Source organism: Companilactobacillus keshanensis (assembly GCF_003946205.1).
Taxonomy (GTDB): domain Bacteria; phylum Bacillota; class Bacilli; order Lactobacillales; family Lactobacillaceae; genus Companilactobacillus; species Companilactobacillus keshanensis.
On the sequence record NZ_RHOS01000017.1, the window covers coordinates 1 to 16590 of the forward strand.

The 16590-nt window shown below is 35.8% G+C and carries 16 protein-coding genes; 1 reads left to right on the forward strand and 15 read right to left on the reverse strand.

Features of this window, described 5'->3' with window-relative positions:
* Positions 1–143: 143 nt before the first annotated feature.
* Both EKM64_RS08865 and EKM64_RS08870 read right to left on the reverse strand, forming a co-directional pair.
* Positions 144–698, reverse strand: a complete 555-nt coding sequence (locus EKM64_RS08865; protein WP_125677745.1) for a cysteine hydrolase family protein — start codon at positions 696–698, stop codon at positions 144–146.
* A gap of 64 nt (positions 699–762) precedes the next feature.
* Positions 763–1608 (reverse strand): alpha/beta fold hydrolase, encoded by an 846-nt coding sequence (locus tag EKM64_RS08870; protein WP_125677747.1) that lies wholly within the window; start codon positions 1606–1608, stop codon positions 763–765.
* Between the two features lie 241 nt (positions 1609–1849).
* Here EKM64_RS08870 and EKM64_RS08875 point away from each other — a divergent pair, with 241 nt between their 5' ends.
* Positions 1850–3226, forward strand: a complete 1377-nt coding sequence (locus EKM64_RS08875) for an APC family permease (RefSeq protein ID WP_125677749.1) — start codon at positions 1850–1852, stop codon at positions 3224–3226.
* A 133-nt stretch (positions 3227–3359) separates the two neighbouring features.
* Here EKM64_RS08875 and EKM64_RS08880 read toward each other — a convergent pair whose 3' ends face one another.
* From EKM64_RS08880 to rpmH, 13 genes are all read right to left on the reverse strand, one after another.
* Complete coding sequence (locus EKM64_RS08880; protein WP_125677751.1) at positions 3360–4502, reverse strand: trans-sulfuration enzyme family protein; 1143 nt, start codon at positions 4500–4502, stop codon at positions 3360–3362.
* Between the two features lie 161 nt (positions 4503–4663).
* A complete protein-coding gene (locus tag EKM64_RS08885; RefSeq protein ID WP_125677753.1) occupies positions 4664–5566 on the reverse strand; it encodes a Gfo/Idh/MocA family protein in 903 nt (300 codons plus the stop codon).
* A gap of 92 nt (positions 5567–5658) precedes the next feature.
* Positions 5659–7332 (reverse strand): adenine deaminase C-terminal domain-containing protein, encoded by a 1674-nt coding sequence (locus EKM64_RS08890; RefSeq protein WP_125677755.1) that lies wholly within the window; start codon positions 7330–7332, stop codon positions 5659–5661.
* Between the two features lie 10 nt (positions 7333–7342).
* Positions 7343–8392: an ABC transporter substrate-binding protein gene (locus EKM64_RS08895; protein ID WP_125677757.1), complete on the reverse strand. Its 1050-nt coding sequence runs from the start codon at positions 8390–8392 to the stop codon at positions 7343–7345.
* 9 nt (positions 8393–8401) lie between these two features.
* On the reverse strand, positions 8402–9403 hold the full coding sequence (locus EKM64_RS08900; protein WP_125677759.1) for an ABC transporter ATP-binding protein: 1002 nt from the start codon (positions 9401–9403) through the stop codon (positions 8402–8404).
* 10 nt (positions 9404–9413) lie between these two features.
* Complete coding sequence (locus EKM64_RS08905; RefSeq protein WP_225420992.1) at positions 9414–10196, reverse strand: ABC transporter permease; 783 nt, start codon at positions 10194–10196, stop codon at positions 9414–9416.
* Positions 10193–10903: an ABC transporter permease gene (locus tag EKM64_RS08910; protein WP_225420993.1), complete on the reverse strand. Its 711-nt coding sequence runs from the start codon at positions 10901–10903 to the stop codon at positions 10193–10195. Before EKM64_RS08910 ends, EKM64_RS08905 begins: the two co-directional genes overlap by 4 nt.
* A gap of 283 nt (positions 10904–11186) precedes the next feature.
* Positions 11187–11528: an iron chaperone gene (locus EKM64_RS08915; RefSeq protein WP_125677763.1), complete on the reverse strand. Its 342-nt coding sequence runs from the start codon at positions 11526–11528 to the stop codon at positions 11187–11189.
* A 56-nt stretch (positions 11529–11584) separates the two neighbouring features.
* Complete coding sequence (gene mnmG, locus EKM64_RS08920) at positions 11585–13489, reverse strand: tRNA uridine-5-carboxymethylaminomethyl(34) synthesis enzyme MnmG (RefSeq protein WP_125677765.1); 1905 nt, start codon at positions 13487–13489, stop codon at positions 11585–11587.
* An 8-nt stretch (positions 13490–13497) separates the two neighbouring features.
* Complete coding sequence (gene mnmE / locus EKM64_RS08925) at positions 13498–14886, reverse strand: tRNA uridine-5-carboxymethylaminomethyl(34) synthesis GTPase MnmE (RefSeq protein WP_125677767.1); 1389 nt, start codon at positions 14884–14886, stop codon at positions 13498–13500.
* Between the two features lie 139 nt (positions 14887–15025).
* A complete protein-coding gene (locus EKM64_RS08930; protein ID WP_125677769.1) occupies positions 15026–15865 on the reverse strand; it encodes a YidC/Oxa1 family membrane protein insertase in 840 nt (279 codons plus the stop codon).
* Between the two features lie 30 nt (positions 15866–15895).
* Entirely contained in the window at positions 15896–16237 is a 342-nt protein-coding gene (rnpA, locus tag EKM64_RS08935; protein ID WP_125677771.1) for a ribonuclease P protein component, read from the reverse strand.
* Positions 16238–16302: 65 nt separating this feature from the next.
* Complete coding sequence (gene rpmH / locus EKM64_RS08940) at positions 16303–16443, reverse strand: 50S ribosomal protein L34 (protein WP_010625561.1); 141 nt, start codon at positions 16441–16443, stop codon at positions 16303–16305.
* Positions 16444–16590: the final 147 nt, after the last annotated feature.

Genomic DNA, 16590 nt, shown 5'->3' on the forward strand with positions numbered 1-16590 from the left:
GTATAGAAATTTGTCCATCAGAGTATTCATTTACTAGTTTGACTTTGAATTCTGAAGAGTATTTGGTCATAAAAAAAGTGCCCCCAAAGTTGTTAGATTATGTCTAACAATTTTAGGGCACTTCAATTACAGTGCCTTTTTATTTATTTTTTAATAGTAGCACCTAATACTTTTTCAAAATGTTCCATTGCCCAGTCATTGCCGACTTGATTGAATGATGCCACTCCTTGACTGTGAACAACAATTTTATATCCCAAATCATAAGCATCCACAGCTGTATGTAAGATACAGATATCCGTACAAACACCGACAAGATGGAGTGTATCAACGCCTCTTTCACGTAATCTAATATCTAAGGCCGTTCCGGCAAAAGCACTGTATCTTGTTTTATCAAACATTTCAACATTATTTTCTGACTTATGTTTCTCATACCAATCTTTCAAATCGCCAAAAAATTCTCGGCCCCAAGTATCACGTAAATTGTGCGCTGGAAAAAGTTTTGTTTCAGGATGATATGAATCGAATGGTTTGTGAAGATCCGTTGGTAAATATACCCAATCACCCGATTTTCTCATATCCTCAGCTATTTTCATGATCCTTGGTTCAATCAGCTGTCCGGGTTTACCGCAAGTTAATGCACCGTTATCGGCAACAAAATCGTTTGTATAATCAATAATTAAAAGAGCTTGGTTTGACATGAGAGATACCTGCTTTCTTTTTACTTTGATTATTGATGGTTATATTGATTAAGTCAAATCTAAATTACGATTCTTCTGTTTGTGTACTTTCGTCAAAGGCAATGATTTTTTTAGCGATTTCTTCCGGTTTTTCTAAGAAGGCGATATGACCGGTCCCTATTACATCTTCCATTTTAAGATTCGGAACACGGCCGATAGTTGCTTTAGCATCTTTAATTCCGGCTTCTCCTAAAATTTGATCATTGTCCGAGAACAAGGCCAAAGTTGGTAAGTTAGCTTTACGCATACGGCGATTTAGAGCCATTTCTTCAAGGTAACTATCTGTTGACTTCAATAGCTTTTTAGCAACTTTTTTGTCAGTATCTTTGGCTGAATCACCAATGACATTAGGATCAGGTAAACTTGAAGTATCAAAATTCTTTGCAAAATATAAATTCGATTTAACTGAAGACTTAGCCATTTTACCTAGTAGAGGTATCGATGATAACGTAGTTGATGTATCTAAATCAGCATATTTTTGTGTAGCCGGTGTATTCAACATAATTTTTTTAGACATTGCAATATCATGTTGTTCGGCCATTCGATTGACGATAAGTCCACCAACACCATAGCCAAAGACAATGACAGGTTTTAGCACTTTAACACGACCGATAGCTTCCCAAATGGCCCAGGCCTCGACATCAATTGTATAAAGATCATCCTTACCTTCTCCGGAATTGCCTTGTCCCAAGAGATCAATCGCTATAACCGTATATTTATCAGTCAAATAAGGTGTGATCGTATCATAATAGGAGATCGAACCATTGATACCTGAAACTAAGACGATAATATCTTTATCGTTACTGATATCACCGGTTAATTTTATATTTACAAATCCACGTGAAGTCTCTAATTTATTTTCCAAATCCATTTGCCTCTTTACTTTTTTCTATCATTAAAAATATACCGAAAAGCCTTAACTTTTGCATTGTATTTGTTTATTTTTAATCAAACAGTAATCTGTTGTGAGTATAATTCTATTCTATCAGAGATTTATCGCTTTATATTTAGTCTAGTAAAATATTCCCTGTAACTATTTATTCGATTAATATTGACATTCGGTCTAAAAATTACGTAATCTAGTAAAGGTTATTTTACAGGTAGGTAAAAATATGAAAGAAAAACTTTTCAAAAAAGCAGACTATAGACAATTCATCTCAAAAGACTCTCATTTTACGAAATCGTTGACTAAAAACAACTTGATTGCCATGGGTATTGGTTCGATTATTGGTACAGGTATTTTTATTCTTCCCGGAATCGTTGCTTACTCGACATCTGGACCAAGTATTACCCTCTCTTTTGTCTTGGCAGCAATAGTTTGTATCTTAGCCGCAATGTGTTTTGCGGAATTATCATCGACTTTTCCAGTTGCTGGTAGTACATATTCATACGGAAGTATCGTTTTTGGACAATTTCCTGGCTGGATCGTTTGTTGGGCATTATGTCTAGAGTACGTATTAGGGGTCTCAGCCGTTTCTTCAGGATTTTCAGCCTACTTTGTTAGTCTGTTCCAAGGATTCGGTATAGAGCTTCCTAAGGCCCTAACGGGACCTTTTATTCCTTCAGAAGGAACAATTATCAATTTACCATCAGTTATCGTTCTCATTCTGATTTATTTTCTATTAAAACGAGGTGTCCAAGCCTCTGCCAGAATGAATGCCGTGATGGTTTTTGTTAAATTAGCTGTCATCATTGCCTTTATCGTTATCGGTTTGTTCTATGTAAAGCCGGCTAATTATCATCCCTACTTCCCAATGGGTGGTCTGGGTGTTGTTAAAGGTGCTGCTTTAGTATTCTTTGCCTATTTAGGCTTTGACGTCATTCCATCTTCAGCACCTGAAGTTAAAGACCCTCAAAAGAATATTCCCGCTGGTATTATGATTTCTCTTGCCGTCTGTGCAGGACTTTATCTGATTATGGCAGCAGTTTTGACGGGTATGGTCAACTATAAAGATCTGAATGTTTCTGACCCTGTTGTTTTAGCATTGCGATATGTCGGCTTAGGAAAAATTGCCTTTATTATTACGATCGGCGCCCTAGCAGGGATGTTTACTATGATGCTAAATACGCTTTATGGTGGTTCGCGATTAGTTTATGCACTAGGTCGTGACAAAATGATCCCCGAAAAATTTGGTGAACTAGAAAAGAGATCCAATATGCCAATGTTGTCACTAAACGCCATTACGATCATGGCTGTTGTCTTAGGTGGTTTTGTTTCCTTAAAAGAATTAACCAGTCTAGTTAATATTGGAACCCTTCTGTCATTCACTTTTGTTTCTCTAGGGGTTATTAAATTGAGACATCGTGATGACGTACCAGAAAGTGGTTTCCACGTTCCTTTTTATCCATTCTTCCCATTATTATCAGCATTTCTATGTATCCTGTTGATGACTCAAGTAAGCGTCAATTCATGGATTGCCTTTATAGGTTGGATCATAGTTGGTACCGGAATCTATTTTGCCTATGGTTATCGTAAATCAGATAATTAATTTAAACTAAAAAGTTGAAGTATCTTGAATACAATCAAGATACTTCAACTTTTTTAATTCGATTAAAATAATTTTTTTACATCTTTTGACTAAATTCTAAATATGCTGAATTTGTCCGAAACTCTTCTTAAATTTAGACAAAATCCAATGCTTGTTTCAAATCATCGATCAAATCATGATAATCTTCCAAACCAATTGAAAGACGTATCAATTCATCCGTAATACCAACTTTCAGACGTTCTTCTCGGGGAATTTCGGCATGTGATTGGAAGGCAGGAACTTCGGCCAAGCTTTCAACTGCACCTAAGCTGACAGCAAAAGAAATAACTTTGATATGATTAACAAACTCTTTGGCATTTAATCCTGGATTTAATTCAAATGACAACACTCCGCCAAATCCTTTACACTCATCTTTAATAGAATCAAAATTCTTATCACCATCGTGACCAGGATAGTGGATCTTGCTGATACGAGAATCACTTTCTAGAAATTCAATTACCTTTTCAACATTGAATAAGTGACGATCCATTCTTACAGCTAATGTTTGAATACCTCTTTGTAAAATACTACATTCCTGTGGTGGTAACACAGCACCAGTAGTGTTTTGATAATTATAAATTTGATCAGCTACATCTTTATCTTTAGCAACGACGACACCAGCTACGAGATCCGAATGACCGGCTAAATATTTGGTTGCTGAATGGATCACAACATCTGCGCCTAAATTAAGCGGTTGCTGTAGATATGGTGACAAGAATGTATTGTCGATCACTGTTAAAATATTGTGTTTTTTAGCAATCGCAGTAATTTGTCTAACATCCGTTAATTGTAATAATGGATTTGTGACTGTTTCGAAATAAATTGCCTTAGTTTCCGAAGAAATAGCCTTTTCAACGGCAGCCGAATCTCTAGTATCAACTGAAGTAAATGTAACGCCATTTGGCTTCAAATAATCATTGATATAACGGAAAGTTCCACCATAAATATTATCACCAATAACAATGTTGTCACCCGGTTTAAAGAGTGAAAATGCAGCTGTAATGGCAGCCATTCCTGATGCAAAAGCAAATGCCCCTGCTCCATTTTCAAGTTTAGCTAATAATTGTTCCAAAGATGCTCTAGTTGGATTGCCTGATCTTTCATAATCCCAACGGACGTCTGCACCAAATTTAGGAGAAACGTAAGTCGATGAATTGTAAACTGGTGTATTGATCGCACCAGTATTATTATCATCAATTTTCCCTCCATGAATCAATGTAGTATTGAATTTTGACATAGTAAATCCCCCTCATTTTAAAGTACTCTGCTTGCACTTTGGCAAGTATATTAGCATTATTTTAATTTCATTACAATAAGCGTATAAACGTCAGATCAGTAGAATTGTTTCACATGGAACATTCTGTATTTAGAACATATGTTTCTACTAGATATAGTGTACTATTTTTGATGAACAATTTTGTAACAGGTTTCATGACTTAATATTGATGATTCAGGACTAACTGGATTCTCTAATTTTTCAGAAACAGCCTTTAAAAACGCTACAATAATAGGTTTAAAACCACGTGTAACTAAGTTTGGTTCCCAATCAGGACGGGATTTTTGCTGGATTCCACTAGTAGTGTAGTTCTGTAATAAACTCAAATCCTTTAAGACTGCTCTTTGTGTTTCGGTCTGAACTACACTTTGCTCTAAGTTTAGACCACTGATCATATTAGTTACAACACGTGTTTGACTGTTCTTGCCTGCGATTTCTAAATACATTTGTGCCAATTCTTCATCCTGCAGAACTAATCTGGAATTAATTTTTTCTACTGGTCCATCCATCAAATATAGTGCCGTATCTACACTGTGAATGGCTAAATCAAAGACAGCCTTATTTACAGACTGTTCCGTATCTTCACGAGTTTTTTCAACGGTTATCATTCTTTTATCTTTCATTGCTTTTAAATCCTGATTAAAGGGTGCAAAACGCCGGTTAAAACCACATGTAAGTATTAAATTTTTGGATTCGGCCAACATGTAAAGTCGTTTAACTTCAGCAATATCAGCAGAAACCGGCTTATCAACATAAACATTGATACCTGCCAACAATAACTGTTGAATAATTTCAGCATGGGTTTCTGTTGGTGTATGTACAAAAACTGCCAAGGGATGTTCATCAATCAATTGATCCAAAGTTTGATGCAGATGACTGAAATTATACTTGGCCCTTAACTTCTCGCCTTTTTCTTTATTACGCGTAGTTAAATGCCATTCATATTGACCTTGTAATTCTGACATAACGGGTAGATATGCTTTTTGAGCAATCTTTCCTAATCCTATAACACCGATTTTTTCCAAAATATTTCTCCTTACATACTAAATATTTGTAGGTCTCTATTTATAATCCAGTATACAAAAAAAGCGTTTGGATTACTCCAAACGCTCTTACTTTAATCAAATAGTGGAATTTTTTTCTGTGTTTTAACATCAAACATCCCCACATCGGAGATCTTCAATTCTTGAGATACTAATAATGACAAGGTTGAGAAGGACATTATTTCGTTAAAGTTTACATATCCTAAACGATTCATGGCCTCTCTAACCTGTTTTAGTTTCATAGCCAAAATTTCTACTGGCTCGCTACTGATGATTCCACCAATAATGAGTGGTGCATTAGCAGTTATTTTATCGTCTTCAGCAACCACATAACCACCTTGTTGATCGATGATTTGATGCTGAACACTTAACATGGAATCAAGATCTGTTCCCATAACCATCAGATTATGATGATCATGTGCCCAAGTCGTTCCCACTGCACCAGATTTTTTCAAAGTATTTTTGACCAATCCAAAACTGACATTGCCGTTCTTACCATAGCGTTCTTGCACGACCAATAATGATAATCCTACACTCTGCCAATCAACTACTCCGTTTACTACTTTTAATTCCATTTTTTCATGTTTAGTGAAAGTACCATGTTCATTGACTGCCATTATATTAGCAACAACTAAATCTTGAGAACTTTTAAGAATCAGATCATCTTTAGTAAATTTCTTAGCATGAACCGTTGTCTCTAAATACTTAGGAAAATCAGCTCTTTGAGATGGTAGATCTGAAACGGAGACTCCAGATTTGAAGACCTTAGAAATAGTAAATTCGTTAAGATCGGACAACACAATCAGATCGGCCACTCTACCTGGAGTAATTGCCCCACGATCATTGAGGGACATTCTTCTAGCTGGCGTATATGTTGCCATATAAATAGCTTTCTCAGCTGGTAATCCTAGACTAATTGCTTTTTGAACAATCATATTCAAATGTCCATGGACCAAATCGTCAGCCATTACATCATCAGTCACAAAGCCAACATATTCGTACAAATTATGATCAACTATCGTTTGCATGTTCTCTTTTGAAAGTGACTTCTTTTGAATCTGAATATACATCCCGTTGCTGATTCGTTCGAGCATAGTTTCTGGAGCTTGAAAAGTATGATCAGAAGTAATTCCGCTGGCAACAAATTTAGCTAGATCTTCTCCTGTATATTTTGGACAGTGGCCTTCAAGCGGCATCGTTGGACGTTTATTTTGGCATAAGCGAATTATCTGTCTGATTAATGAGTCTGGTTCATCAACTATGCCTTTAAAATTCATAGCTTCACCTAAACAAACTATTCGCTTATCCTTCAATAGTTCATTTACTTCGGATAATCCAATGATTCCACCAGTCGTTTCCATATCTGGCCTAGTTGATGGTACTGATGAAGGGATCGCATAGAATGTATCAACCACACTGCTCTGATTCATAAAATCCTTTAATCCTTGTAATCCTGCAACATTAGAAATTTCATGGGCATCGGCAACTACTGTTGTTGTTCCAAATTTAACTGCGACTGCTCCGAAATTAGCCGGCCCAGTCATCGAACTCTCGATATGCATGTGAGAATCTATCAAACCAGGAATAAGATATTGACCTTTCGCATCAACCGTTTTTTTGGCCTCATACTTTAAATTAGTATCAACTCTGACAAACTTTCCATCGGAAATCGCTATGTCTTTTGATTCAAAAGTTTGATTAAAACTGTTAAAAACTTTTCCATTGATGATCAAAGTGTCTATTTTCATATTCGCCTCATTAATTCATTGTTTGATTCCAAGTTTTGATCCATGTTGGTAATTGTTTATTTACATAGTTAAAATCAATTAATTTAGCACGTTTTGCAACATCTCCATATGTCATATGTTTAACATCGCGAGTTAAGCTAACTTGATCATTTACTGGTGCATTATTTAACGAATCTGAGCCAGCAACAGTTGTTTGTGAATCCTTACTAATACGGTAGTCAATATATTTATAAGCTGCTTCTGTATTCTTGCTATTCTTCAAAATTGATACTGTATCGTAGTTAGCGTATGTACCTGATTCCGGAACTACATAATCAACATCTGGAGCTGCACCTTGGATCATATCGACTGCAAAATCACCAACAACTGCGACGTCGATTTCACCAGATTTGAACATATTAGCAAGATCAGAAGATTTTGCATATGTCTTAACAACGTTTGGTTTTAGTTCTTTCAAGGCACCAAAGGCTGCTTTACCGTCATCCTTTGTTACGTCAGTTTTAGCATGTTCACTAGCCATATAAACCATGGCTGGTCCAAAAGTAGTTGAAATATCTGGAATGGCAATTCTATTTTCTAATTTCTTATCCCATAATTGATCCCATGAAGTGATTTTACCAACTGTCTTAGGATTGTAGATAATACCAATGCTATTAACGGTATAAGGAACACTGTTAGTATCCTTAGCCAATTTTTGTTGTTCCTTACTTAAATACTTGAAATTCTTAAGTTTGCTAAAGTCTAATTTCTTAAATAGACCCTTTTTTTGTCCGGCTACTGCATTGTTTTGAGCTAACTCGATCACGTCAACACTTGAATTAGGATTATGTTCAATTTGAGTAAATCTAGATGAACTATCACCAAATTGGCTCTTAACCTTTAGCTTGTTATCTTTTTGGAATGGCTTGAAGACATCATTTGTCATCTGCTTAGTTGCTAATCCGAAAGTGGAAACCGTCAACTGCTTACTTTCTTTACTGCTATTATTGCTGCACCCTGCTACAAGTAATGTAACTAGTAAAGTTGTAATTATCGCAAAGAATTTAGTATTTTTTTTCATGTTAATCTCCTATTTATCCTCTAATTCAATTAATGATGATTCTGGAAAATTCAATGTAATTTCAGCATTTGTTTCTGACTGATCTTTAGTCGTATTTACTTTCAAAATACCAAGTTCTGTATCGACGATATATTGATAGTAATTTCCTAAAAAGTTTTTAGAAACGACTTTCCCCAAAAGAGTATTCTCTCCTGTGCCGATCCCAATATTTTCTGGACGAATGGTCAACAATTTTCCCGTAATTTCTTTATGAAATTGCCATTGCTGATCTTCAGCCCAAGTTTTAGGAATAAAATTCTCATAACCGATAAAGCGGGCTACAAATTCAGTTCGTGGATTTTTGTAAATATTTTGCGGTGTATCTAATTGTTCAATTTGGCCTTGATTCATCAGAGCTACTCGATCAGAAATTGCAAAACACTCCTCCTGATCATGGGTAACAAAGATAGTCGTCATATCGAGCTTTTGTTGCAGACGATGAATTTCTTCTCGCATCTCAATTCTCAACTTAGCGTCCAAATTACTTAGTGGCTCATCTAAAAGTAGAACATTGGGATTTATCGCTAAGGCACGTGCCAATGAAACACGTTGTTGCTGACCACCGGATAGTTCATGTGGCATACGGTCCTTTAAATTTGATAGACCTGTTATATCTAAAATATTAAGTGCTTTTTGTTCAATTGTTTTTTTGTCTAACTTACGCCTCTTTAAGCCAAACGTAATATTTTGAAAAATTGTCATATGTGGGAAAAGTGCGTAACTTTGGAAAACCATTCCAAAATTTCTTTTATAGACCGGAACCTTGCTGATATCCTTCCCTGACACTTTGATGGTTCCCTTTTGAATCGGGATAAGACCGGAGATCAAACGTAGCATAGTTGTTTTACCACAACCACTGGGCCCTAAAATTGATAACAGTTCTCCATCTTTGATATTCAACGATAATTGATCAAGAATTTGTTTACCTTTTTGATAAGACATAGATAGATCTGATATTTCGATATTTGCCAATTTAAGTCTCCTAAGTCAATTTGTTTAATCCTAAATATTTTTCAGCGAGGATCATGATCGAAGCTGTGATAATCATCAAGATAACTGAAACCGCTGAAACCGTTGGATCATAATTGTTCTCTAAGTAATTAAGAATAGACGTTGGTAACATGTTTAAATCCGGTCCATTCAGGAACAAACTTATTGGAATATTATTGAAAGATGTAATAAAAGATAAGATAAACGCTGCGACGACACTTTGTTTAATGTTAGGAATAACAACTTTGAAGAAAGTTGTTATTTTATCGTACCCTACCATCCACGCTGCTTCTTCTATGCTTTCATCAAATTCCATCATTCCAGCCGTGATCAAACGAACCACGTATGGCAAGCACAATAGAAAATGTCCAACTATCAAACTTATAAAGAGTGGCAATTGTAAGCTGATTACTAAAGCTTGGTATAAAGCAAATCCAATTACTATTTCTGGTATCAAGGCTGGACTCAAGAAAATTGTCTGAAACCAGTCTTTATGATGGATATCAAATCTCGTCAAAACATAGACGATCGGTATTCCGACCAATAGAGCCAGAAAAGATGCCAAAATGGCTACAATTGAACTCATCTTCAATCCTTCAACAAAATCCGGTTGTTGAAAGACATTGGCATACCATTCAAAAGTAAAACCCTTAATTGGAAAAGAAATTGCAGATTCTTCACCAAATGAAGTAACAATAACAATCAACAGTGGTACAACCAGTATTACCAAAACTAAGCATCCTACTACGGAAGAAAACTTAATTTTTGTTCTCACTTAGCATTCCTCCGATCCATTAACTTAGTACCGTAATTCATAATCGTCATAACTAAGACAGCAATTACAGTTAGGATAACGGCAACTACACTAGCACTTGTCCAATCTCCTAATGTGATCGACTGTTGTTGTAGCAATGTTGCCAATACCATGTTCTTGTTTCCACCTAACAATTGTGGCGTTGTATATGCCGTTAGCGAACCAACAAAAACTAGAATTGAACCTGTAAGCATTCCCACCGAAAGTTGCGGTAAGATCACTTTGAAAAATACGATCGAAGGTCGAGCACCAATGACTGAAGCGGCTTCTTCAACTTCAAAGTTAAGTTGACTAAACGAGCTAACTAACGAAGTGATCATGATCGGCAAAAATAGATAAACCGATCCAATAACGATCGAAAAGTTTGTGTACAGCAAGGTCATAGGTTTATCAATTATGTGTAATTGCATCAAAAAGTTATTGATTACACCATTTTTTCCTAAAATCGTTATCCATGCAAAATTTCTAACTACGGCATTGGTCAATATTGGGAATAAAACAATTATTGATACGACTTTTTTCCATCTGTCGCCTAAACGTGACATCCAATATGCAGTTGGCAACCCCAATGACAAGGTTATCAAGGTTGTAATAACTGCAATCATCAACGTTCGTAAGATTACTTGGATATTGCCATTGCTATGGAAAAAGTTAAGATACTTTTCCAAGAAAAACTGATCTCCCACAAATGTCGGCAAGAACATTTGTAAGATCGGTAATATCAACAGAACAATTATCAATAAAAGTCCCGGGGATAGTAATAAAACAGCAGATCTTTTCAAATTATGACAACCTTTCTGAAATCAATACCAGTAATATAGCAGAAAATACGAACAATTTCAAATTTGTTTTTTAATATAGTTCGTATTTTATACGTAATAAAACTTAATAATAAAAAAAATAGGAAAATCGTTCGTTAGATTTTCCCATTATATAAATGTTTTCAGAAAGTTATTTTAATTCAATTTCTTCTTTTCGAAATTGAACAATTTTTTTAATTAATTCTTCAGGTAACGGCTTTTCATAAGTAAATTGAATTGCACCTTTAGATGTTTTATATGGTTTTAATTCTTTTTCAAATTCAACAATCGCTGAAGGCGTTGGATAAAATCCTAAATGATGTTTAAAATCAGCAAAGTGAACTAAATTCTTCTTCAAATAAAATGTCGGCATAGCATAGGATATCTTTTCTTCAGCCTCAGGAACGACTGACTTGATCAGCAGGTAAATTTGATTGAGCTTCTCTTGATGAGAAGTATCTGCATTATTAATATAGTTTTCAATTACGGTCATATGATCACCTCTAACTAAATTTATACCAAAAAAGACGTCGAAATACGACGCCTTTTCTATTCTGTTATTTTAGCGATTCTTCCTTGTTCAATATAAACACTCAAAATTCCAATATCAGCAGGATTTACCCCACTAATACGGCTGGCCTGAGCAATTGTTTCGGGAGTTATTTTAGACAACTTCTGAACGGCCTCAGTAGCCAAACTTGGTACTTTAGTATAGTCGATACGATCAGGAATCTTCTTTGATTCCATCTTCTTCAATCGTTCGATCTTAAGCTCTTCTTTTTTAATATAACCTGCATATTTAATACTGATCTCAACTTGTTCCTTAACACGACGATCAACTGGACCATCCTCTGGATCACCGATCATATCAATAATATCCTCATAGTGAACTTCAGGACGTCTCAATAAATGATCAGCTAATATGCCATCTTTCAAACTCTTAAAGTTATGATTTGTCATAAATGATTCAGCCATTTTTGGGGTTATCATCTTTCGATTCAAACGTTCCAATTCACGTTCAGTTGCATCACGTTTTTCGTTAAATTTAGCATAACGATCTGAATTGATAAGTCCTAAATCATATCCTTTATCAGTCAAACGCAGGTCGGCATTATCATGACGTAAAATTAGACGATACTCAGCACGACTAGTAAGCAAACGATAAGGCTCATTTGTACCTTTAGTAACTAGATCATCAATCATAACGCCGATATAAGCTTCATCACGGTGTAGGACAAATGGATCTTTACCTTCGGCACGCAAAGCTGCATTGATACCAGCCATAAGACCTTGTCCGGCAGCCTCTTCATAACCTGAAGTTCCATTCATCTGGCCAGCAGTAAAGAGATTTTTAACGACCTTTGTTTCCATATTTAATTTCAATTGCCAAGGTTCGATAACATCATATTCAATCGCATATCCTGGACGCATCAATTTAGCGTTTTCCAGACCGGCAACTGAATGAACCATTTTTAATTGGACCTCTTCAGGCATAGAAGTTGAGAAATCACCAACATAATATTCCTGAGTATCTCTACCCTCTGGCTCCAAGAAAATTTGGTGACGAGGCTTGTCAGCAAAACGAACGATCTTATCCTCAATTGATGGACAGTATCTTGGGCCAACACCTTTGATAATTCCAGAAAACATTGGAGCACGATCAAGGTTTTCACGAATAATTTGATGTGTTGTTGAATTAGTATAAGTCATCCAACAAGACAACTGATCTTTTAAATATTGTGAATCTGGTGTTTCAAATGAAAAATGATTTGGTTCTTTATCACCAGGTTGTTCATCTGTTTTAGAAAAATCAATTGTATCTTTATTTACACGTGGAGGTGTACCAGTTTTAAAACGAGTTAATTTAAAGCCGTTTTCTTCCAAATTTTCTGACAATTTAATTGAAGGAATACTGTTATTAGGACCGGAGGAATAAGTAAGTTCACCAATAATGATCTTACCTCTTGAGGATGTACCGGCTGTTAATACAACGGACTTGGCATGATATCTAGCACCAGTTGCCGTTACAACGCCTTTACAAATACCATCTTCAACAATTAGCTTATCAACAATCCCTTGTCTCAAAGTAAGATTAGGTTCCTCTTCAAGTGTTTCTTTCATCATACGATGGTACATGTTCTTATCCGCTTGGGCACGCAAGGCTCTAACGGCTGGACCTTTACCTGTATTCAACATTCTCATTTGAATATACGTTTTATCGATATTACGGCCCATTTCACCGCCTAAGGCGTCAATTTCACGTACAACGATTCCTTTGGCTGGTCCACCAAGAGAAGGATTACACGGCATAAAGGCCACCATATCCAAGTTTATTGTTACAAGAAGTGTCTTTTGTCCCATTCTAGCAGCAGACAAGGCAGCTTCTGAACCGGCGTGACCAGCTCCAACTACAATTACATCATAATTCTCTGAATCAAATTCCTTAACTTGCATACATTCACCTATTTTCCTAAACAGAATTGCGAGAATAGTTGTGTTATCAACTCATCCGGATAACTATCTCCGGTTATTTCACCTAGAGTATCCCAGCAAGCTGTCATATCGATCTGTACTAAATCAATTGGCATCCCTGCTTCAATTCCTAAAATAACATCATTTAAATTTCCCTTTGCTTGTCTTAACAGACCAGCCTGTCTGGCACTAGTAATGATCACATCTGTACTACTATCTTCAATACCAGCATTAAAAATCTGACTGATTGTTTGTTTGATCATTTCGATTCCATCGTTCGTTATAGCGGACGTTTGTAGAATCGTATCATCAGGCTTAACTTGATTTACAGTTTTAGGCGTTATAACGGGTACTAAATCATTTTTATTAAAAATAATGATTCGACGTTTGTCATTAGTTGCATCAAGTAACTGAATATCATCAATTTCAAGTTCTCTACTGGAATCTAAAACAACAATAACTAGATCAGCTTCTTTTAGAGCCTTTTTAGAACGTTCAACTCCGATTTTTTCCACTTTATCCGTTGTATCACGAACACCGGCTGTATCAATCAATTTAAGCGGCACGCCATCAATATTGACATATTGCTCGACAATATCTCTAGTCGTACCGGCAACATCTGTGACGATAGCTTTATCTTCATCAAGCAAACGATTCAGCAAACTGGATTTACCAACATTAGGTTTACCAACAATTGCTGTAGCTAGCCCATGTTGCAATATTTCACCACTATCAGCTGTTTTTAATAGACTATCAATATTTTTGCTAACTAAATGAGCTTTTTCTAGCAGCATCTTCGTTGTCATCTGTTCAGTGTCATATTCTGGATAATCGATATTGACTTCAACTTGAGCTAAAGCATCCAAAATTTCTTGACGTAAGTTTGAGATCAAATGATTCAAATTACCATCTAATTGGTTCACCGCAACTTGCATAGCTTTATCAGTTTTAGCACGAATTAAATCCATTACTGATTCAGCCTGGGTTAAATCGATCCTGCCGTTTAAGAAGGCCCGCTTAGTAAATTCTCCAGGTTCGGCCATACGTGCTCCTGAACCGATTAAAAGCTGTAATACTTTATTAGTGGCTACGATACCACCGTGAGTATTTATCTCCACAACATCTTCTCTAGTGAATGTTTTTGGAGCTAACATGATAGAAACCATAACTTCATCGACTAAAGACCCATCAGTAGGATCAATGATATGACCGTAATTTATCGTATGACTCTTAACTCTGGTCAAATCCTTACCCATGAATATCTTTTGGGCTATAGTTACCGCTTGATCCCCTGAAAGGCGAACAATCGAAATAGCACCTTCCCCAGGAGGGGTAGAAATAGCAGCAATAGTATCATATTCAGTAACTGCACTTGCCATAATAGTCCTCTTTTCCCATTTTTAAGCACAAAAAAAGTGCGTAATCCACCAATTTTGGCGGAAAAGCACTTTGACTACTTTTCTATATATATTTGTACAATTTCTAAAACATCTTAACTAGTTTTAGAAAAATTGTCAATTAACGACGTTTGTAAGCACGCTTTTTAGCTCTTCTGATCTTACGTTGCTTTTCACGTTCTGCTTCATCCTTTTCCTTTTGAGCACGACGGTACTTGAAAGGATTTTGGAAAATCAATGTCTGAATAACTTGGAAAGCATTTGTTACAACCCAATATAAAGTAATGGCTGATGGGAATGTCAAAGCTGGAACGAAAATAAATATTGGCATAACGTATGTCATTAACTTAGTAGTTTTATTTTGATTTGGTTGTGAGTAGCTGGCAATATATGTACTTAAGAAAGTAAACACAGCGGCCAAAATAGCCATAATGTAATATGGATCGGCTTTACTTAATTGCATCCACAAGAAAGTTCCATTACGCAGTTGTTCAGTTTTATAAATTGCTTGATACAAAGCAAACATAACCGGCATCTGCACCAAAAGTGGCAAACATCCCGCAACCGGATTAACTCCAGCCTCACTATAAAGTTTTTGAGTCTCTTCTCTTAACTTACCTTGTGTGTCAGTATCCTTAGCAGAATACTTCTTCTGAAGTGCTTGTATTTGTGGTTGAACAGTCATCTGCTTGTTCATACTTCTGATTTGATACCAGTTCAGTGGTAGTAAAACAATTCTTACGATCAGAGTAAACAGCACGATAGCCCAACCTGAACTATTGCCAACTAACGAACCTAGCCAAAGGATAAATTGCGAGAAACTATATAAAACATAGTGATCCCAAATCCCAGTACTATGGCTAGTGATCGGTTCATTAAGGTTAGAACAACCTGACAAAACTAAAACAACACCAAGTAATAACGCCACACCTAAGTATTTTTTTAAGCTTTTTTTATTCACTTTTACACCTATATATTATTATTTTTTATCTTACCCTAGTATTTTACCTAATTTTAGTAAATGTACGATGTTTTTTTTCGTTTCAAACATATCTAAATCAACGGATGGTTTTCGAGCAATGATCAAAAAGTCCAGTTCAGCTGGTAGTTCTGGTTTCAATTCGAACAATGATTGTCTGACGTAACGTTTAACTCGATTACGGCCGACCGCTGTATGCGAAACTTTTTTCCCAACCGACAATCCGACGCGAAAATGTTTTTGATCTTTTTTATCAATTTGATAAAGAACAAAATTACGATTTGCGACTGATTGTCCCTTTGAATAAACATATTGAAACTCATTTTCTTTTTTAATTCGATAACTCTTTCTCATATGTCACCAGACGATCCCTTGTTTGTAATAAAAAAGGACCACTAAAAATCAGTGATCCTTCAAAACTAAGCTGATAATACTTTTCTACCCTTTTTGCGGCGTCTTGCAAGAACCTTGCGACCATTACTTGTACTCATTCTCTTCATGAAACCATGGACGCGTTCACGATGACGCTTCTTAGGTTGAAATGTTCTTTTTGTAGTCATCAATAAACCTCCTGAATCTTATTTAACAAAAATTTTTCACTTCTTCAGACAATTGCTTAACTATAATACCATGCCGTGCAATGAATTTAAACAATAAATTTTCGATTACTTCTATATAGTTACTAATTTGTTTCGGAAAATCTTTGA